Below are 18,104 nucleotides of genomic sequence, written 5' to 3'. Positions count from 1 at the left end.
ACACCTGCTTGATTGGCATTATCGAATCTCAACTCCACACTCATTCATCTGCCGAACAATCACCCACAAAACCGCCAGCAACGTTCAGTTTCGTTTACGTCTGGTCTCGCAATATCAGATGACGCCCACAGACCTTGTAGGCAAACTCCGAAACTCTTGCTGGGGCGCCGTGCCGCTCTGTTGCGCTGTTTTTCGACGGGATACTCTCCGGACGTCGCTGACCCATTCAGCGATCGGGTGTGGTAACCCGGTTAGGCAAAGTGCAACAGTGCCTGCATCACGACATCAGCCGTTCTTTTACGCCTGTAATTTACTGTCATGGCAGCTGTACGTGGGAGACCTTCGGGTCTGCCGGTTTCTTTGCTCTCCCGGTTTACCACCCTGCGTACAGCTGCCACCCATTCGTGTGGTAACGAATGCGGCAGCTCCTCGTTTTAGGAGCAAAACAATGAGCAAAGAAAGTCCGTCAACGCCATCTGATCTTAAAACCATCGGCTTCACCCCCTTCCTCTACAACTCGGATCAAGCGTTCTTCAACGTCCGCTCCGGCATCCCGATTCTCGATGCCTTGTCCCAATCCTCCGACCTGCTATCCCTCGCAAAATCCTTCGCCGAGGATGCAGCCTTCATCAAAGACACCGACCGCCATGCCTGGGCCGCGCATTATCTGACAGTGATGGGCAAAGCCTTGATTGATGATGTGATCCAAGCGCTGATCCCACGACCTGCTCGCACAAAGACCGAATCCGAAGAAGAATTGCCTGAAAGCCACTAACACCACAGAACCCTTGTGGGAGCGAGCTTGCTCGCGAAAGCGGTGGATCAGCCACCACATGTCTCGACTGACACTCAGCCTTCGCGAGCAAGCTCGCTCCCACATAGGATTTGCAGTGGATTGGAAGTTTATGTGCGGGCACAAAAAAGCCCCCGGCAGCCTTGAAGCTGACGGGGGCCTTTAATTTGAGGCCTGGCTTACATTTCCACCTGCGTCCCCAACTCAATCACCCGATTCAGCGGCAGATTGAAGAAGCGCAAATTACCATTGGCATTCTTCAACATGAACGCAAACAGCGCCTCACGCCAACGCGCCATGCCTTCCAGCTTCGAGGCAATCACCGTTTCGCGGCTGAGGAAGTAAGTGGTGCGCATCGGGCTGAAATCCAGATCATCCAGATGACACAGCTTCAGCGCCTGCGGCACGTCCGGCTCGTCAGTGAAGCCAAAGTGCAGGATCACCCGGAAGAAGCCCTCCCCGTGCGCTTCCACTTCGAAGCGTCGCGATGGCGGTACGCGCGGGATGTCTTCGTAGACCACCGTCAGCAATACCACTTGCTCATGCAACACCTGGTTATGCAGCAGGTTATGCAACAGTGCATGCGGCACGGCGTCGGAGCGCGCGGTGAGGAACACCGCAGTGCCCTGCACCCGATGCGGCGGTTGCACGCGGATGCTGCTGATGAAGATCGGCAGTGGCAGCGCGCCTTCGTCGAGACGATCGACCAGCAGTTGTTTACCGCGCTTCCAGGTGGTCATCAGCACGAACAGCGCGATACCGGCGATCACCGGGAATGCGCCGCCCTGAACGATCTTCGGCACGTTGGCGGCGAAGTACAGACCGTCCACCAGCAGGAAGCCGATCAGCACCGGCACCGCAAGGATCGGTGGCCATTTCCACAGCAGCAGCATAACCGCCGACACCAGAATGGTGGTCATCAGCATGGTGCCCGTCACTGCCACGCCATAGGCCGAGGCCAGTGCGCCGGAGGATTCGAAGCCCAGCACCAGCAGCACAACGCCAACCATCAGCGCCCAGTTCACCGCGCCGATGTAAATCTGGCCCTGCTCATCACTGGAGGTGTGCTGGATGTACATGCGCGGGATGTAACCGAGCTGAATCGCCTGACGTGTCAGGGAGAACGCGCCGGAAATCACCGCTTGCGAAGCGATCACCGTGGCCAGCGTCGACAGACCGACCAGCGGAATCAGCGCCCAGCTCGGCGCCAGCAGATAGAACGGGTTACGCGCCGCTTCCGGGTTGTCCAGCAGCAACGCACCCTGGCCGAAGTAGTTCAGCACCAGCGCCGGCAGCACCAGCAGGAACCACGCCCGGGCAATCGGCTTGCGACCAAAGTGGCCCATGTCGGCGTACAGCGCTTCGGCACCGGTCAGGGCCAGCACCACGGCGCCGAGGATCGCCACGCCCATGCCGGTGTGGACCATGAAGAAACGCACGGCCCAGACCGGATTCAGCGCATGCAGCACTTCTGGCGTGTGGCTGATGCCATACACACCGAGGGCGCCGAGGACGAGGAACCAGGTGACCATGATCGGCCCGAACAAGATGCCGATCCGCGCCGTACCGTGACGCTGGATCAGAAACAGTCCGACCAGCACCACCAGCGACAGCGGCACCACCCAATGGTCGATACCCTCAAACGCCAGCCCCAGACCTTCAATCGCCGACAGCACGGAAATCGCCGGGGTGATCATGCTGTCGCCGTAAAACAGCGCCGCACCGATCAGTCCGCACACCACCAGCAACGAGCGCAACTTCTTGCGATGCCCGGCCGCGCGACGAGCCAGTGCGGTGAGCGCCATGATGCCGCCCTCACCCTGGTTGTCGGCGCGTAGCACGAACATCATGTATTTGATCGACACGACCCAGATCAGCGACCAGAAGATCAACGACAGAATGCCCAGCACGCCGTCGTGATTGACCGGTACGCCGTAACCGCCGGAAAACACTTCTTTGAGGGTGTACAACGGGCTGGTGCCGATGTCGCCGTAAACTACCCCGACTGCCGCGACCAGCATGCTCAGCGGCTTGGTTGCCGAACCCTCGGCGCCTGCCGCATGACTACTTGCCTGACCCATCCAACACTCCTACTTCTCAGAACCGGCTTCTTTGAATGAAGCACTATGCTTTGTGGTGCAGCATGCGCTGTTTTACCTGTTGTTACAGACGTTTTGTTGACTGTAAAAAATTGGTAAAGCTCAACGGCGCGAAGCATAGCGCAGCACTCGTCGTATTTCCCGGCATAAAGCTGGTCAAGTGCGCTCCTCACCGCTAGAATTGCGCACTTTTTGATCAGAGGCGCGCCCTAAGCGCCCATCCGTCGGCTTTCGCACCAAGAAAGCGATGTCACAAAATACCGAGGTTAGACATGTCCACCACTCCTGCGCCGGCCAATCCAAAGGTTGGCTTTGTATCTCTGGGTTGCCCGAAAGCACTGGTCGACTCCGAGCGCATCCTGACCCAGCTGCGCATGGAAGGCTATGACGTGGTGTCCACCTATCAGGACGCCGACGTGGTCGTGGTCAATACCTGCGGTTTCATCGATTCGGCCAAGGCTGAGTCGCTGGAAGTGATCGGCGAAGCGATCAAGGAAAACGGCAAGGTGATCGTCACCGGTTGCATGGGCGTGGAAGAAGGCAACATCCGCAACGTGCACCCGAGCGTGCTGGCCGTGACCGGTCCGCAGCAGTACGAGCAAGTGGTCAACGCCGTGCACGAAGTGGTGCCGCCGCGTAAAGATCACAACCCGCTGATCGACCTGGTGCCGCCGCAAGGCATCAAACTGACCCCGCGCCACTACGCTTACCTGAAGATTTCCGAAGGCTGCAACCACAGCTGCTCGTTCTGCATCATCCCATCAATGCGCGGCAAACTGGTCAGCCGTCCGGTCGGTGATGTACTCGACGAAGCTCAGCGCCTGGTCAAATCCGGCGTTAAAGAGCTGTTGGTGATCTCGCAAGACACCAGCGCCTACGGCGTTGACGTGAAATACCGCACCGGCTTCTGGAACGGCGCGCCGGTGAAAACCCGCATGACCGAACTCTGCGAAGCGCTGAGCACCCTCGGCGTCTGGGTCCGTCTGCACTACGTTTACCCGTACCCGCACGTTGACGAGCTGATCCCGCTGATGGCTGCCGGCAAGATCCTGCCGTACCTGGACATCCCGTTCCAGCACGCCAGCCCGAAAGTCTTGAAGTCGATGAAACGCCCGGCGTTCGAAGACAAGACCCTGGCGCGGATCAAGAACTGGCGCGAAATCTGCCCGGATTTGATCATCCGTTCGACCTTCATCGTCGGCTTCCCGGGCGAAACCGAAGAAGACTTCCAGTACCTGCTGAACTGGCTGACCGAAGCCCAGCTCGACCGCGTCGGCTGCTTCCAGTACTCGCCGGTTGAAGGCGCTCCGGCCAATGATCTGGATCTGGAAGTGGTGCCGGACGAGGTCAAGCAAGATCGTTGGGATCGCTTTATGGCGCACCAGCAGGCGATCAGCTCGGCCCGCCTGCAAATGCGCATCGGCCGTGAGATTGAAGTGCTGGTTGACGAAGTTGACGAGCAAGGCGCGGTTGGCCGCTGCTTCTTCGACGCCCCGGAAATCGATGGCAATGTGTTTATCGATAACGGCAGCAATTTGAAGCCTGGCGACAAGGTCTGGTGCAAGGTGACTGACGCTGACGAATATGATCTGTGGGCTGAGCAGATCTGATCTGATCTGAAGATCAAAAGCCCCTCACCCTAACCCTCTCCCGGAGGGAGAGGGGACTGATCGAGGTGTTCTTGCGAGCTGCACCGACCTGAACGTTCGAGTCGAACTCAGGTTTTGAACAGCACGAAGATCAGCTCCCTTCCCCCTCGCCCCCTTGGGGGAGAGGGTTGGGGTGAGGGGGTGAGCTCTTGCTGGCGACAGAAACAGCCAGCCAGACACCGCAAAAAATACAAAAAGCCCCGCTCTTTTTACGAGATGCGGGGCTTTTTTACGGCTATCGTTTAGCGGGGGACGGACTCCCTTGAAACGGACAAGAGGCAGACGGGCATGCGTCACCATTCGGTCATCCACACGCCGAAACTCAGCGATTACCAGGAACTGACCCGGGTCTGGGAGGCCTCGGTCCGTGCGACCCATGATTTTCTGCCGGACAGCTATATCGAACTGCTGCGCAATCTGGTGCTCACCCGCTATCTCGATGCAGTAATGCTGATCTGCACCAAGGATGCTAACCAGCGCATCACCGGATTTGCCGGAGTTGCAGCGGGCAAGATTGAAATGTTGTTCATCGATCCCGAACATCGTGGCCAGGGCTTGGGCAAGAAACTGCTCACCTACGCGATGCAGCACTTGAATGCCGATGAACTCGACGTCAACGAGCAGAACCCACAAGCCTTGGGCTTTTACTTCAAGCAGGGTTTTGAGGTGATCGGCCGTTCGGAGGTGGATGGCATGGGCCAGCCGTATCCGTTGCTGCACATGCGCCTGCGACAAAATCAGCAACGCTCAGGCAACGGCTGATACACCAGGGAACCCCTGTGGGAGCGAGCTTGCTCGCGAATGCGGTGTACCAGTCACTGCACACATAGACTGGCAGGACGCCTTCGCGAGCAAGCTCGCTCCCACATTGAATTCAGCGCCTGTAAATGGAACCGGGCTTAACCGGCGCCACACAGGTACAATGCCCACCCCTTTTTTGTTACGGCCCTGTCATGACTGACCCGATTCGCCTCTCCAAACGCCTCATCGAACTGGTCGGTTGCTCCCGCCGGGAGGCCGAGCTGTTCATTGAGGGCGGCTGGGTAACCGTTGACGGCGAAGTCATTGACGAGCCGCAGTTCAAGGTCGGCGAGCAGAAGGTCGAGCTGGACAAGGACGCCAAGGCCACCGCACCAGAGCCGGTGACCATCCTGCTCAACGCGCCGGCTGGCATGGATGTCGAGACCGCCATGCAATCGCTGAGCGCCGAAACCCTCAGCGAAGAACACCGATTCAGCAAGCGCCCGTTGCGCGGGCACTTCCTGCGCCTGACCGCCAGCGCCGACCTGCAAGCCAAGGCTAGCGGCCTGCTGGTGTTCACTCAGGACTGGAAAATCCTCCGCAAACTCACCGCCGACGCCGCGAAGATCGAGCAGGAATACGTGGTCGAGGTCGAAGGTGACATGGTCGCCCACGGCCTCAACCGTTTGCAGCACGGCCTGACCCACAAGGGCAAGGAGCTGCCGCCAGTCAAGGCCAGCTGGCAGAACGAAAACCGGCTGCGCTTCGCCATGAAAAACCCGCAGCCCGGCATCATCGCCCAGTTCTGCGAAGCGGTGGGCCTGAAGGTCATCGGCATCCGTCGCATCCGCATCGGCGGCGTCTCGATCGGCAAGGTCCCGGTTGGCCAATGGCGCTACCTGTCCGGCAAAGAGAAGTTCTAAGACTTCCACTGCCGCCACACATTCCGGCAGCGCGCCCGCGTGCTGCCCACAACGCTTATCAGGATTACTCACATGATTCATAACGACGTACTGCGCAGCGTGCGCTACATGCTCGACATCAGCGACAAGAAAGTTGTCGAAATCATCAAGCTCGGCGGCATGGAAGTAGCGCTCGCCGACGTAGTGACCTGGCTCGACAAGAAAGAAGAAGACGAAGAAGGTTTCGTGCGCTGCCCGGACGAAGTCATCGCGCACTTCCTCGACGGTCTGGTGATCTTCAAGCGGGGCAAGGACGAAAGCCGTCCGCCGCAGCCGATCGAAGTGCCGGTGACCAACAACATCATCCTGAAAAAGCTGCGCGTGGCCTTCGAACTGAAAGAAGACGACATGCACGCGATCCTCAAGGCCGCCGAGTTCCCGGTGTCCAAGCCTGAGCTGAGTGCGCTGTTCCGCAAGGTCGGCCACACCAACTACCGCCCGTGCGGCGACCAGTTGCTGCGCAACTTCCTCAAGGGGCTGACCCTGCGCGTTCGCCCGGCCTGATCCCCTTCTGCGGTGGCGACTGATGGTCGCCGCCGCAACGCATGACCGCTCATTCCCTCTGAAAATAGTGGCTCCGCTTTTCGCGGCTGACGACTAGGGTGTATTGATCCCTAGCACTCAGGACTCGCCATGCACCCGTATTTCTCCCTGCAAGGCCGCACCGCTCTGGTGACCGGCGGCACCCGTGGTATCGGCAAAATGATCGCCAAAGCCTTTGTCGAGGCTGGCGCGCGCGTCTATGTCTGCTCGCGCGACGCCGAAGCCTGCCATCAAACCGCGGAAGAACTCAGCGCCTTGGGCAAGTGTCACGGCGTGGCGGCGAATCTGGCGACGGAAGAAGGCGTGCAGGAACTGGCCGCGCGCCTGGGCGAGCAGATCACGCATCTGGATATTCTGGTGAACAACGCCGGCACTACTTGGGGCGCGCCGCTGGAGAGCTACCCGGTCAAGGGTTGGGAAAAAGTCATGCAGCTCAACGTGACGTCGGTGTTCAGTTGCATCCAGCAGTTTCTACCGTTGTTGCGCAAAGCGGGTTCGGCGGCGAACCCGGCACGGATCATCAACATCGGTTCAGTGGCGGGGATTTCTTCGTTTGGCGAGCAGGCGTATGCCTACGGGCCAAGTAAGGCCGCCCTGCATCAATTGTCGCGGATTCTCGCGCGGGAACTGGTGAGCCAGCACATCAACGTCAACGTGATTGCGCCGGGGCGCTTCCCGAGCAAGATGACCCAGCATATTGGCAATGACCAGCAGGCATTGGCCGAGGATACCGCGCTGATTCCGATGAAGCGTTGGGGGCGTGAAGAGGAAATGGCGGCGTTGGCGATCAGTCTGGCGAGTACGGCTGGGGCCTATATGACCGGGAATATTATTCCGCTGGATGGTGGGTTCAGTCTGTAGATCGGCGGCGCGGCCTTCGCGAGCAAGCTCGCTCCCACAGGGATCTTGTGCACGCCATAGATCAAATGCGGGAGCGAGCTTGCTCGCGAAGAGGCCAGCCCTGCCAGCACCAGACCTCATGCGGGACGGGTTATCATGCCCACCCCTGCCCCGCTTCGAATGCAAACCATGACTTACAGCGTCTCCCCCATCGGCTTCGTGCGCTCCTGCTTCAAGGAGAAATTCGCCATCCCCCGTCAACCGCAACTGGCCCCCGCCGCCCGTGGCGTGCTGGAACTGGTGGCGCCGTTCGATCAGGGTGACGCCGTGCAAGGGCTGGAGCAGGTCAGTCACGTCTGGCTGCTGTTTCTGTTCCATCAGGCACTGGAAGACAAACCACGGCTGAAAGTCCGCCCACCGCGACTGGGCGGCAACAAATCCATGGGCGTATTCGCCACCCGTGCCACCCATCGACCAAACGGCATCGGCCAATCGGTGGTGAAACTGGACAACGTCGAAGCCAATCGGTTGTTCATCTCCGGGATCGACTTGCTCGACGGCACGCCGATTCTCGACATCAAGCCCTACGTGCCTTACGCCGACATCATTCCCAACGCCGCCAACAGCATCGCCAGCGCCGCGCCGCAGTTGATTGACGTGCAGTGGACGGACTCAGCGCTGAAACAAGCGCACACACACGCTCAGCGCCTTGGCGAACCCTTGGTTGAGCTGATTGAACAGTGCCTGGCCCAGGATCCGCGTCCGGCCTATCAAACCCCGGCGCCTGAACGCGAGTACGGTGCGCAATTCTGGGATCTGGATGTGCGCTGGCATTACCCGACGCCAGAGCAGATCCGCGTGCTCGAAGTGATTCCTGCCACAGCCTGAGGCCGCACCCACATGGATCGTGGCAGGCATGAAGGAAATGTTTCGGGCATAAAAAAGCCCCCATTGCCTGCATAGGCAATGGGGGCTTTTTAAGGGGGGCTTACTTCTCGACGAACGCACGCTCGATCAGGTAATCACCCGGCTCGCGCATCCGCGCCGAGATCTTCAGGCCGAAGCTGTCGAGCACTTCGCTGGTCTCGTCGAGCATGCTCGGGCTACCGCAGATCATCGCGCGGTCGTCCTGCGGGTTGATCGGTGGCAGGCCGATGTCGCTGAACAGCTTGCCGCTGCGCATCAGGTCGGTCAGGCGACCCTGATTCTCGAAAGGCTCGCGGGTCACGGTCGGGTAGTAGATCAGCTTGTCACGCAGCGCCTCGCCGAAGAACTCGTTCTGCGGCAAGTGCTCGGTGATGAATTCGCGATACGCGACTTCGTTGACGTAACGCACACCGTGAACCAGGATCACTTTTTCAAAGCGCTCGTAGGTTTCCGGGTCCTGAATCACGCTCATGAACGGCGCCAGACCGGTGCCGGTGCTCAGCAGGTACAAGTGCTTGCCCGGGTTCAGGTCGTCGAGAACCAGGGTGCCGGTAGGCTTCTTCGAGATGATGATCTCGTCGCCTTCCTTCAAGTGCTGCAGTTGCGAGGTCAGCGGGCCGTCCTGCACCTTGATGCTGAAGAACTCCAGATGCTCTTCCCAGTTCGGGCTGGCGATCGAGTAAGCGCGCATAAGCGGGCGGCCGTTGGGCTGTTGCAGGCCGATCATCACGAACTGACCGTTCTCGAAGCGCAGGCCCGGATCGCGGGTGCACTTGAAGCTGAACAGAGTGTCGTTCCAGTGATGAACACTGAGGACACGCTCGTGGTTCATGTTGCTCATGTACGTTTGACTCCTGGAGATTGGGTCTGCGCTGGCTTTTGAAGGCGACGGTGCGCAATTGCATCGCATTCTAATAGCGACGACAATATCTGTTAACTGGATTATTAAGATAAGGGTTATCGGTTATATCGATATGCGATTTACTCTCCGTCAACTGCAAGTCTTCGTCGCCGTCGCCCAGCAGGAAAGCGTATCCCGTGCTGCGGGTCTGCTCAACCTCTCGCAGTCGGCCGCCAGCACGTCGATCACCGAACTCGAGCGCCAATCCAGCTGCCAGCTGTTCGACCGCGCCGGCAAACGGCTGAGCCTCAACGCCCTCGGCAAACAGCTCTTGCCGCAGGCGGTGGCCCTGCTCGATCAGGCCAAGGAAATCGAAGACCTGCTCAACGGCAAATCCGGTTTCGGCTCGCTGTCGGTGGGCGCGACGCTGACCATCGGCAATTATCTGGCGACCCTGCTGATCGGCAGTTTCATGCAGCGCCACCCGGAAAGCCAGGTGAAGCTGCACGTACAGAACACGGCCAATATCGTGCAACAAGTCGCCCACTACGAAATTGATCTGGGTCTAATCGAAGGCGATTGTAGCCACCCGGACATCGAAGTGCAGAGCTGGGTTGAAGATGAGCTGGTGGTGTTCTGCGCGCCGCAGCATCCGCTGGCCCAACGCGGCAGCGCGACCATGGAAGAACTGACTCGCGAGGCATGGATTCTGCGTGAACAGGGTTCCGGCACGCGGCTGACCTTCGATCAGGCCATGCGTCACCATCGCAGCGCACTGAATATCCGTCTGGAGCTGGAACACACCGAAGCGATCAAACGCGCGGTGGAATCAGGACTAGGGATTGGCTGCATCTCGCGGCTGGCGCTGCGTGATGCGTTCCGCCGCGGCAGCCTGGTGCCGGTGGAAACGCCGGATCTGGATCTGGCGCGACAGTTCTACTTCATCTGGCACAAACAGAAATATCAGACTTCTGCCATGCGCGAATTTCTCGATCTGTGCCGCGCTTTCACCGCCGGGGTGCAGCGCAGCGACGAGATCGTTTTGCCGACAATCGCTTAAAGCAGAATCACTGCCCACACCAGCGCGATCATGCTCAATGCCACGAATTGTGCGGCGCTGCCCATGTCCTTGGCATTCTTCGACAGTGGATGCAGTTCCAGCGAGATGCGGTCAATGGCCGCTTCTACCGCCGAATTCAGCAACTCGACGATCAGCGCCAACAGGCACACAGCGATCAACAGCGCTTGTTCGACACGGCTGACACTGAGGAAGAACGTCAGCGGAATCAGCACCACATTGAGCAGTACCAGTTGGCGGAACGCCGCTTCACCAGTGAAAGCTGCGCGCAGGCCATCCAGCGAGTAACCGGAGGCATTGAGGATACGTTTCAGGCCGGTCTGGCCCTTGAAAGGTGACATAAAGTAGAAACCAACCAAAAAGGAGTGGGAAAGCTAGATCAACAAAAGTCAAAAAAGCGTGAAGACGCCAGCCATTATTGGCTCGGAATTGACTCAAGTTGTTGCAGCAGTAAAGCCGCTTGCGTGCGAGTGCGCACATTCAGCTTGCGAAAGATCGCCGTGACGTGGGCCTTGATGGTCGCTTCCGACACGCTCAGTTCATAGGCAATCTGCTTGTTCAACAGGCCTTCGCAGACCATGGTCAACACGCGAAACTGCTGCGGCGTCAGGCTGGCGAGGCCATCGCTGGCGGCTTTGGCTTCGTCGGAAACACTGACCGCCTCGAACGCTTGTGGCGGCCAGAACACATCGCCATCGAGCACTTTGCGCACCGCTTCCTGAATCACGCTGAGGTCGCTGGACTTGGGAATAAAACCACTGGCGCCGAACTCACGGGATTTGACCATCACCGAAGCTTCTTCCTGCGCCGAAACCATCACCACCGGAATCTGCGGGTACTGCCCGCGCAGCATGACCAACCCGGAAAACCCGAAAGCGCCGGGCATGTTCAAGTCCAACAGGACCAGATCCCAATCAGCCTTTTCGGTCAGACGCGCTTCCAGCTCGGCGATGCTCGCCACTTCCACCAGCCGTACATCCGGGCCAAGGCCCAGCGTCACCGCTTGATGCAGGGCGCTGCGAAACAGGGGGTGATCATCGGCAATCAGGATGTCGTATGTGGCCATTTTTCAAATGATCCTGTTTTTGATGGCAGACCCGGAGCATTCCGGTCTGGCCAAAGCAACTCAAGATGCCGCTTTCAAGCGATATCCACAGGGGCACGTTCAACGCCAATCATCAGCAAACACGGCGTTTCAAACCTTGGCCGCACCCTAATCGGCGCCAAGCATGCCCAGCGAAGACGGGGTGGTCAAGCAGCACGGCCGCTGGCTTGTACAGTATGGGCCACTATTGGGCCAACTCCGGCTGCGGCTTTCGTATATAAGGCAACAACTCGGCGTGGGCCGGCGTCGCTTCATTCATGTCCAGTTGCTGTTTGGCGCCGAGGTAATGTTGGCTGAACACGTCGAAATAGGCGTCCAGAGCCGAGGCGGCGTCGCTGTCACCGGCCAGCTCCAGGCACAACGCCGCGACTTCGGCGGTGCACAGGTGCTCACTGCGGGTCGAACGGCGCAAGCGGTAGCGCGAGAGTTTATCGGGCAGCAGACTGAGAATCGGCAAGCGATCGAAATACGGGCTCTTGCGGAAAATCTTCCGCGCTTCGGTCCAGGTCGCATCCAGCAGAATGAACAACGGGCGCTTGCTGCTATCGATCGCGACAGTATTGGTCACTCGCGAGGGCTCCACGTATTCGCCGGGAAACACCAGGTACGGTTGCCATTGCGGGTCATTGAGCAGCGCCAGCATCTGCGGATCGGGCTCGGTACGCGACCAGATAAACGCATGGTTATCGCGCACCACGTCGGCAATCAGCCAACCGGTGTTGCTCGGTTTGAACACTTCCTTGCCGGTCATGATCAGGCACACGCCCGACCGCGTCTCGACACTAGGTCGCCAGGCGCACAGGCAATGGCTGATGATCACCCGGCAATCGCGGCAACGTTCGGAGCGAAAGCCACGGGCCTGAATCGGCTTGATGCCCTCGTCCTCGCGCTGATCGCGCAAGCGGGCTACGGCGTTGGGGGCATGATGGGTCACGGGCAACGCCTTACGGCAGGAAAACTCGACACGCACAGCACTCGGCAAGGCTATAAAGGCCGGCAGTTTACCAGAGCGGCGAGTGCAAACCTGTACCGTCCCGACCGGCTCCCCTATAATCCGGCGCCACTGAACGCACAGCCACAGGGCTGGTCGAACCACCAGTCACTGAATCAGGAGAGTTTCATGCTGCGCCTTATCGTTCCTACCGCTGCCATTCTGCTGGCGTCGTCCTTCACCGCTCAGGCTGCATCCCTGAGTGAGCAGAATCTGAACCGCGAGCTGCGCAACGTCGCCGCACAAAGCAGCGTCGGCACGCCACGCGCCATCAGTGAAGACATTCTTGATCAGGGCTTTACCGTGGAAGGCACGCAGTTGATCAACCACCTGAGCGTGCAGAAGAGCCACGCCGACAAAATGCGCGCTGACCCTAAAGCCGTGTATTTCCAGTTGGGCGCCTCGGTGTGCAATAACCCGTCGTTCCGCAAGCTGATGGCCAAGGGTGCGATCATGCGTTACGACTTCACTGAAGTGAAAACCAACAAAGCGATCGGCTCCGCCAGCTACCAGGAATCGGATTGCCCGAAAGCCGCCCCGGCGAAGAAGAAGTAATCATCGCGAATTGGCGCGCCGCTGTTCATCCTCGGCGCGCAGTTCGGCCAGCAAGGCCTGTAGATAGTGGGAACGGCGCTCGCCGCCCGCCAACCGCCGGCAGCACTCCTCTTCGAGACTGAGTTGATTGGTCTCGGCTGCCGCTTTCAACATCCGATACAGCTGCGTATCGATCTCCAGAATCACTCTGGCCATATGTCCCGCCTCCTTGCCACCCACGAATCCTTGAATTGCATGCGCCTGGCCTACGGTCGTTGACGCAAAGCTGTCGTACGGCGCCTGTACGTTAGTTAATCAGAGGGATTGCCGCTTGGCGCACGTTCGGACGAGCGGTGAAGCAACGCGCGGAAAATCAATAAACGATTGCCAGCCAAAACTTTACGGCGCAATGATCAAGTCAGCGCAAATCCGTGCGAGGGTCTAGATTCAGTGTATTCCCGATCTTTTTTCAACGGCAGGCAAGGAACTGCCGATCGTGTGTTTTTTGCAGCGCGGCACTGACCCCGCTCGTCAGGGCCGACGCCCTGTGCAGAAGGAGACGTTGAATGCCTTACCAACCGAATGACCTCTTGAGCCGTCATTTTCAGGAAAGCGGTCCCGACCTCATCAGTAAGGTCGAAGAACAACTCAACCGTGTTTCACCCAACAGCCCGAATATTCCCATCTACCGCGACATGATCCTGACCGTGCTGCGCATGGCCCAGGAAGACCATAACCGCTGGAATGCCAAGATCACCTTGCAAGCCCTGCGCGAACTGGAGCAGGCGTTTCGGGTACTGGAGCAATTCAAGGGCCGACGCAAAGTCACCGTATTCGGTTCGGCGCGCACACCGGTCGAACATCCGTTGTATGCGATGGCCCGCGAACTCGGTGCAGCCTTGACCCGCTCGGGGATGATGGTCATCACCGGGGCTGGCGGCGGCATCATGGCCGCCGCGCACGAAGGTGCCGGCCGCGATCACAGCCTCGGGTTCAATATCACCCTGCCCTTCGAACAGCATGCCAACCCGACGGTGGACGGCACCGGCAATCTGCTCCCGTTCCACTTCTTCTTTACCCGCAAGTTGTTTTTCGTCAAAGAGGCCGACGCACTGGTTTTATGCCCCGGTGGCTTCGGCACGCTGGATGAAGCGCTGGAAGTGCTGACATTGATCCAGACCGGTAAAAGTCCATTGGTGCCGGTGGTGCTATTGGATGCGCCGGGCGGCACGTTCTGGCAGGGCGCGATGGACTTTATCCGCCGGCAACTGGAAAGCAACCGCTACATCCTGCCGACCGACATGAAACTGATGCGACTGGTCTACAGCGTCGACGAGGCGGTGGAGCAGATCAACCAGTTCTACAGTAACTTCCACTCCAGTCGCTGGCTCAAGCGCCAATTCGTAATTCGCATGCATCACAAACTCAGCGATCAGGCGCTGGAGCACATGCAGGAAGCATTCGCCGATCTGTGCCTGAGTGACCAGTTTCATCAGCACGACTACGCCGGCGAGGAACACGATGAAGCGCAGTTCAGCCATTTGGCGCGACTGGCCTTCACCTTCAACGCGCGCACTCACGGGCGTCTGAGGGAGTTGATCGATTACATCAACCTGCCGGAAAACTGGGCAGATTCCCAACCGCAAACAGCGCAACGCAGCCGCGAACCGTCAAAGGTAATTTGAGGGCAAAAAAAAACGGCCCGCTATTTTCATAGCGGGCCGTTTTTATTGAATCGGTTTAATCGTCTATCCCTCGACCGCTGAACAAGCGGTTGATCATCTCCATCGAAAACCCCCGATAGGCCAGGAACCGGCCCTGTTTGGCCCGTTCTTTCGCATCAATCGGTAAATGCCCGGAGAACTTGCGTTGCCACGTCTCCTGCAATTGCTCCTGCCAACTGATACCGCTTTCGCGCAGGGCGAGTTCGATATCGGCGCGCTGCAAACCGCGCTGGCTCAGCTCTTCGCGAATCCGCAGAGGGCCATAGCCGGAACGGGCACGGTAGGAAACAAAGCTTTCAAGGTAACGGGCTTCGGAAAGCAGCCCCTCTTCCGTCAAACGGTCGAGGGCTGTTTCGATCATCTGCGCCTCAGCGCCGCGTTGACGCAGTTTGCGCGTCAACTCGACTCGACCATGCTCGCGACGTGCGAGCAGGTCCATGGCAGTTCGCCGCACCGCGACGAGGGTATCGAGTACTGCAGTGGTCATCGCTGCAATCAGATGTCAGCGTCGGCCAGGTCGTCTTCAGTCTCTTTGACTGCTGAGGCCTTGGAGTCGATCACGGCTGGAGTAAGCAGCTTGTCACGCAGTTGCTTCTCGAGCTTCGCGGCAATTTCCGGGTTGTCCGCCAGGAACTTGGCCGAGTTGGCCTTGCCCTGACCGATCTTGGTGCCTTCGTAGGCATACCAGGCGCCGGACTTCTCGACGAAACCGTGCAGCACGCCCAGGTCGATCATCTCACCGTTGAGATAAATGCCCTTGCCATAAAGAATCTGGAACTCGGCCTGACGGAATGGCGAAGCGACCTTGTTCTTCACAACCTTGACGCGGGTTTCGCTACCAACCACTTCGTCGCCTTCTTTCACCGCGCCAGTACGGCGGATGTCGAGACGGACCGAAGCGTAGAACTTCAGCGCGTTACCACCGGTAGTGGTTTCCGGGCTGCCGAACATCACGCCGATCTTCATACGGATCTGGTTGATGAAGATCACCAGGCAGTTGGCGTTCTTGATGTTACCGGTGATTTTACGCAGCGCCTGGGACATCAGACGGGCTTGCAGGCCCACGTGCATGTCACCCATTTCGCCTTCGATTTCAGCCTTCGGTACAAGGGCTGCCACGGAGTCGACGATGATCACGTCAACAGCGTTGGAGCGCACCAGCATGTCGGTGATTTCCAGCGCCTGTTCGCCGGTGTCCGGCTGGGACACCAGCAGGTCGTCGACGTTGACGCCCAGTTTGCCGGCGTACTCAGGGTCGAGGGCGTGTTCGGCGTCGACGAATGCGCAGGTCGCGCCGGCTTTTTGCGCCTGGGCGATCACCGACAAGGTCAGCGTGGTTTTACCGGAAGATTCAGGACCGTAGATTTCAACGATACGGCCTTTTGGCAGACCGCCAATGCCGAGTGCGATGTCCAGACCCAGAGAGCCAGTCGAGATAGCCGGGATCGCCTGACGGTCTTGATCGCCCATACGCATCACGGCACCCTTGCCGAATTGACGTTCGATCTGACCCAGGGCCGCAGCCAAGGCTTTCTTCTTGTTGTCGTCCATTAAAGTCCTCACGTAATCAATAAGGCCTGACGGCCAACACCTGTATAAGTAGCCAGTATTATTCCACAGCGTTCGCGGATCGCCTACCCCTGATTTTCGATTTCTCGTGCCGCTAGTCGCAAGAGCCCCTCTAGCGCGGCCTTCACCGTTTGTCGGCGGACTTCATCGCGGTTGCCGGGAAAGTGCTGAACCTCAGTGGTGACCGTCTCGCCAACGCCCCACGCCAGCCACACCGTACCGACCGGCTTGTTCGGCGAGCCACCGTCCGGCCCGGCGACACCGCTGACCGCTACGGCAAATCGCGCCAGGCTTTTGTCCTGGGCACCACGTACCATCGCCTCGACCACCTCGCGGCTGACCGCGCCCACCGTTTCGAACAACTCGGTCGGTACATTCAGTTGCTGGGTTTTCTGGCGGTTGGAGTAGGTCACATAACCCGCCTCGAACCACGCCGAACTGCCGGGAATCCGCGTGATCGCTTCGGCAATCCCGCCACCGGTACAGGATTCAGCGGTGGTGACGTGGGCATTGAGCAGTTGCAGACGTCGGCCAAGGTCGGCGGCCAGTTGAGTGATCTCTTTCACGGCGTGCTCCGGATCGTGTGGAATGCCTCCACCGTACACGAGCCGGTTGCGCTTTCAATACACAGACTCATTCAAAATGTTCGGGCGCCAGCGCTCTGATATACGCCTGACACGCCTGCAAGGCGATCAGTCCACGGTCGCCGGTGTCGGTGATGGCGATAATTCGTTGAGCATGCGCCGGGTCAAGTCGGGCGCGTACGGTTGCATGATCCACGCTGCTGGCGCCGGAGGTGGCTGGCACGTTACAACCGGGGACAACGTCGCTGGCGTCGAGAAGGACTGACAGGCGCACATCAGCAGTGGCAAGGCGATCGCGCAGGCGATCCTGATCACGTTGGGCATCGCTCAGCGCTCGGTAGTGGGTTTGTTCACTGGTCGCGAGCCGCTGCTCCAGCGCCAGGCGTTTATCCTGCTCGGCCTGTTGCGCGCTGGCGGCGGTCTGCGTCAGTTGATTGAGGATTTCGGCGTTTAACCGGGCCTGCTCGGCCAGCTGTCGGCCGTAGCGCCACTCCTGAAACTGCCAGGCCGCTGCAAACGCACCAGCAGCCAGCAACACAACAGCGATCACTCGCCAGGGGATTGGCATAGCACCGCCCTCGCCCGTGCCCAGATTTCCAGGCGATCCTGTAAACCGTTCAACCCGCCGTTGATGCGACGGGTAATGGTGTTGAACTGATCGCGATCAGCCAGTTCGTTCAAGCCGTTCTGCTCCCAGAACCATGCCGCAGACTCGGCGGCCCATTGTGGCTGTTCGAGCAGTTCGGGCAGGGACAACAGACGCTCATCGCCGAACAGGCCAACGCTGCACTGGCGATAGTTGCTGCGGCCAGTGATCTGGATCAGCCCGCGCCCTCGGTATTTTTGCCCGTCGCCGTCAGCCTCTGGTGTGTTGCCCAGACGCAAGGCCAACGTACCGGTGTCGTATTTGCTCAGGTATTGGTTGTTGCCCAGTTCGCGCACGTAGCGCAATTGCCCGGACTCGTGACCGACTTGCGCAAGGAACGCCGCGACGCGTTTCGGCGAGTCGATATGACGGCGCGCCATCGCGCTGTTGAGTGCAGAAACAAAAACGCCCGCTTGGGAGCGGGCGTTAGGCATGATGTCGATAAGGTTGTTTTCAGTTATTTGCATAATGCTTGATC

General features: G+C 59.1%; 22 protein-coding genes. 11 read left to right on the top strand and 11 right to left on the bottom strand.

Going from position 1 to position 18,104, the window contains the following annotated elements; all coding sequences use genetic code 11:
- The first annotated feature begins 448 nt into the window (after positions 1-448).
- Positions 449-775: a DUF3077 domain-containing protein gene (locus CLU80_RS19880; RefSeq protein ID WP_099758167.1), complete on the top strand. Its 327-nt coding sequence runs from the start codon at positions 449-451 to the stop codon at positions 773-775.
- 197 nt (positions 776-972) lie between these two features.
- Here the strand turns inward: CLU80_RS19880 and CLU80_RS19875 are convergent, their stop codons facing one another.
- Entirely contained in the window at positions 973-2,814 is a 1,842-nt protein-coding gene (locus tag CLU80_RS19875; protein ID WP_371748304.1) for a potassium transporter Kup, read from the bottom strand.
- A gap of 350 nt (positions 2,815-3,164) precedes the next feature.
- Between CLU80_RS19875 and rimO the strand changes: the two genes are divergently transcribed.
- The 6 genes from rimO (at position 3,165) to tsaA (ending at position 8,515) form a co-directional block, all read left to right on the top strand.
- Positions 3,165-4,502, top strand: coding sequence for a 30S ribosomal protein S12 methylthiotransferase RimO (gene rimO / locus CLU80_RS19870; protein ID WP_093436402.1), 1,338 nt, complete (start codon positions 3,165-3,167; stop codon positions 4,500-4,502).
- A gap of 327 nt (positions 4,503-4,829) precedes the next feature.
- On the top strand, positions 4,830-5,303 hold the full coding sequence (locus CLU80_RS19865; protein ID WP_093436409.1) for a GNAT family N-acetyltransferase: 474 nt from the start codon (positions 4,830-4,832) through the stop codon (positions 5,301-5,303).
- 191 nt (positions 5,304-5,494) lie between these two features.
- Positions 5,495-6,205 (top strand): rRNA pseudouridine synthase, encoded by a 711-nt coding sequence (locus CLU80_RS30720; RefSeq protein ID WP_095119232.1) that lies wholly within the window; start codon positions 5,495-5,497, stop codon positions 6,203-6,205.
- A 72-nt stretch (positions 6,206-6,277) separates the two neighbouring features.
- Positions 6,278-6,748: a YehS family protein gene (locus tag CLU80_RS19850; protein WP_007908719.1), complete on the top strand. Its 471-nt coding sequence runs from the start codon at positions 6,278-6,280 to the stop codon at positions 6,746-6,748.
- Positions 6,749-6,877: 129 nt separating this feature from the next.
- A complete protein-coding gene (locus CLU80_RS19845) occupies positions 6,878-7,648 on the top strand; it encodes an SDR family oxidoreductase (RefSeq protein ID WP_093436415.1) in 771 nt (256 codons plus the stop codon).
- Positions 7,649-7,816: 168 nt separating this feature from the next.
- Positions 7,817-8,515: a tRNA (N6-threonylcarbamoyladenosine(37)-N6)-methyltransferase TrmO gene (tsaA, locus tag CLU80_RS19840; RefSeq protein ID WP_175559640.1), complete on the top strand. Its 699-nt coding sequence runs from the start codon at positions 7,817-7,819 to the stop codon at positions 8,513-8,515.
- 100 nt (positions 8,516-8,615) lie between these two features.
- Here the strand turns inward: tsaA and fpr are convergent, their stop codons facing one another.
- Positions 8,616-9,395, bottom strand: coding sequence for a ferredoxin-NADP reductase (gene fpr, locus CLU80_RS19835; RefSeq protein WP_007908723.1), 780 nt, complete (start codon positions 9,393-9,395; stop codon positions 8,616-8,618).
- A gap of 133 nt (positions 9,396-9,528) precedes the next feature.
- Between fpr and CLU80_RS19830 the strand changes: the two genes are divergently transcribed.
- Positions 9,529-10,455 (top strand): LysR family transcriptional regulator, encoded by a 927-nt coding sequence (locus tag CLU80_RS19830; protein WP_093436421.1) that lies wholly within the window; start codon positions 9,529-9,531, stop codon positions 10,453-10,455.
- On the opposite strand, the gene CLU80_RS19825 is transcribed toward CLU80_RS19830, so the two are convergent.
- Positions 10,452-10,814: a diacylglycerol kinase gene (locus CLU80_RS19825; RefSeq protein ID WP_099758166.1), complete on the bottom strand. Its 363-nt coding sequence runs from the start codon at positions 10,812-10,814 to the stop codon at positions 10,452-10,454. The two genes, CLU80_RS19830 and CLU80_RS19825, sit on opposite strands and share 4 nt — an antisense overlap.
- A 74-nt stretch (positions 10,815-10,888) precedes the next feature.
- Positions 10,889-11,539 carry a response regulator transcription factor ErdR gene (gene erdR, locus CLU80_RS19820; protein WP_095119237.1) on the bottom strand — a complete coding sequence of 217 codons (651 nt, stop codon included), beginning with the start codon at positions 11,537-11,539 and terminating at the stop codon, positions 10,889-10,891.
- Between erdR and CLU80_RS30285 the strand changes: the two genes are divergently transcribed.
- Entirely contained in the window at positions 11,532-11,690 is a 159-nt protein-coding gene (locus tag CLU80_RS30285) for a hypothetical protein (RefSeq protein ID WP_156685511.1), read from the top strand. The genes erdR and CLU80_RS30285 overlap by 8 nt on opposite strands.
- 72 nt (positions 11,691-11,762) lie before the next feature.
- Here the strand turns inward: CLU80_RS30285 and CLU80_RS19815 are convergent, their stop codons facing one another.
- Positions 11,763-12,512, bottom strand: coding sequence for a tRNA-uridine aminocarboxypropyltransferase (locus CLU80_RS19815; protein ID WP_099758165.1), 750 nt, complete (start codon positions 12,510-12,512; stop codon positions 11,763-11,765).
- Positions 12,513-12,698: 186 nt separating this feature from the next.
- Here CLU80_RS19815 and CLU80_RS19810 point away from each other — a divergent pair, with 186 nt between their 5' ends.
- Complete coding sequence (locus tag CLU80_RS19810) at positions 12,699-13,124, top strand: PA3611 family quorum-sensing-regulated virulence factor (protein WP_016985722.1); 426 nt, start codon at positions 12,699-12,701, stop codon at positions 13,122-13,124.
- Here the strand turns inward: CLU80_RS19810 and CLU80_RS19805 are convergent, their stop codons facing one another.
- On the bottom strand, positions 13,125-13,319 hold the full coding sequence (locus CLU80_RS19805) for a hypothetical protein (RefSeq protein WP_077571372.1): 195 nt from the start codon (positions 13,317-13,319) through the stop codon (positions 13,125-13,127).
- A 350-nt stretch (positions 13,320-13,669) separates the two neighbouring features.
- Between CLU80_RS19805 and CLU80_RS19800 the strand changes: the two genes are divergently transcribed.
- Complete coding sequence (locus CLU80_RS19800; RefSeq protein WP_099758164.1) at positions 13,670-14,788, top strand: LOG family protein; 1,119 nt, start codon at positions 13,670-13,672, stop codon at positions 14,786-14,788.
- A 55-nt stretch (positions 14,789-14,843) separates the two neighbouring features.
- Here the strand turns inward: CLU80_RS19800 and recX are convergent, their stop codons facing one another.
- The 5 genes from recX to CLU80_RS19775 form a co-directional block, all read right to left on the bottom strand.
- Complete coding sequence (recX, locus tag CLU80_RS19795) at positions 14,844-15,314, bottom strand: recombination regulator RecX (protein WP_095050442.1); 471 nt, start codon at positions 15,312-15,314, stop codon at positions 14,844-14,846.
- 8 nt (positions 15,315-15,322) lie between these two features.
- Complete coding sequence (gene recA, locus CLU80_RS19790) at positions 15,323-16,378, bottom strand: recombinase RecA (protein WP_007908746.1); 1,056 nt, start codon at positions 16,376-16,378, stop codon at positions 15,323-15,325.
- 83 nt (positions 16,379-16,461) lie between these two features.
- Complete coding sequence (locus tag CLU80_RS19785; protein WP_099758163.1) at positions 16,462-16,962, bottom strand: CinA family protein; 501 nt, start codon at positions 16,960-16,962, stop codon at positions 16,462-16,464.
- 67 nt (positions 16,963-17,029) lie between these two features.
- Entirely contained in the window at positions 17,030-17,548 is a 519-nt protein-coding gene (locus CLU80_RS19780) for a lysis system i-spanin subunit Rz (RefSeq protein WP_099758162.1), read from the bottom strand.
- The gene (locus CLU80_RS19775; protein WP_095050439.1) at positions 17,527-18,093 is read right to left on the bottom strand and encodes a glycoside hydrolase family 19 protein; all 567 of its coding nucleotides are present in this window, start codon (positions 18,091-18,093) and stop codon (positions 17,527-17,529) included. Before CLU80_RS19775 ends, CLU80_RS19780 begins: the two co-directional genes overlap by 22 nt.
- Positions 18,094-18,104: the final 11 nt, after the last annotated feature.

Source organism: Pseudomonas sp. 29, assembly GCF_002754355.1.
GTDB classification, from domain to species: Bacteria; Pseudomonadota; Gammaproteobacteria; order Pseudomonadales; family Pseudomonadaceae; genus Aquipseudomonas; species Aquipseudomonas neuropathica.
This window is presented reverse-complemented; position numbering and strand designations above follow the sequence as displayed.

Coding starts and splice junctions, on each gene's coding strand:
- erdR (WP_095119237.1), bottom strand. CDS start 11,539: ATGGCCACATACGACATCCTGATTGCCGATGATCACCCCCTGTTTCGC.
- CLU80_RS30720 (WP_095119232.1), top strand. CDS start 5,495: ATGACTGACCCGATTCGCCTCTCCAAACGCCTCATCGAACTGGTCGGT.
- CLU80_RS19805 (WP_077571372.1), bottom strand. CDS start 13,319: ATGGCCAGAGTGATTCTGGAGATCGATACGCAGCTGTATCGGATGTTG.
- CLU80_RS19825 (WP_099758166.1), bottom strand. CDS start 10,814: ATGTCACCTTTCAAGGGCCAGACCGGCCTGAAACGTATCCTCAATGCC.
- CLU80_RS19830 (WP_093436421.1), top strand. CDS start 9,529: ATGCGATTTACTCTCCGTCAACTGCAAGTCTTCGTCGCCGTCGCCCAG.
- CLU80_RS19780 (WP_099758162.1), bottom strand. CDS start 17,548: ATGCCAATCCCCTGGCGAGTGATCGCTGTTGTGTTGCTGGCTGCTGGT.
- CLU80_RS19850 (WP_007908719.1), top strand. CDS start 6,278: ATGATTCATAACGACGTACTGCGCAGCGTGCGCTACATGCTCGACATC.
- CLU80_RS19875 (WP_371748304.1), bottom strand. CDS start 2,814: ATGCTGGTCGCGGCAGTCGGGGTAGTTTACGGCGACATCGGCACCAGC.
- CLU80_RS19800 (WP_099758164.1), top strand. CDS start 13,670: ATGCCTTACCAACCGAATGACCTCTTGAGCCGTCATTTTCAGGAAAGC.
- recA (WP_007908746.1), bottom strand. CDS start 16,378: ATGGACGACAACAAGAAGAAAGCCTTGGCTGCGGCCCTGGGTCAGATC.
- rimO (WP_093436402.1), top strand. CDS start 3,165: ATGTCCACCACTCCTGCGCCGGCCAATCCAAAGGTTGGCTTTGTATCT.
- CLU80_RS19810 (WP_016985722.1), top strand. CDS start 12,699: ATGCTGCGCCTTATCGTTCCTACCGCTGCCATTCTGCTGGCGTCGTCC.
- CLU80_RS19845 (WP_093436415.1), top strand. CDS start 6,878: ATGCACCCGTATTTCTCCCTGCAAGGCCGCACCGCTCTGGTGACCGGC.
- tsaA (WP_175559640.1), top strand. CDS start 7,817: ATGACTTACAGCGTCTCCCCCATCGGCTTCGTGCGCTCCTGCTTCAAG.
- CLU80_RS19880 (WP_099758167.1), top strand. CDS start 449: ATGAGCAAAGAAAGTCCGTCAACGCCATCTGATCTTAAAACCATCGGC.
- CLU80_RS19775 (WP_095050439.1), bottom strand. CDS start 18,093: ATGCAAATAACTGAAAACAACCTTATCGACATCATGCCTAACGCCCGC.
- fpr (WP_007908723.1), bottom strand. CDS start 9,395: ATGAGCAACATGAACCACGAGCGTGTCCTCAGTGTTCATCACTGGAAC.
- recX (WP_095050442.1), bottom strand. CDS start 15,314: ATGACCACTGCAGTACTCGATACCCTCGTCGCGGTGCGGCGAACTGCC.
- CLU80_RS19865 (WP_093436409.1), top strand. CDS start 4,830: ATGCGTCACCATTCGGTCATCCACACGCCGAAACTCAGCGATTACCAG.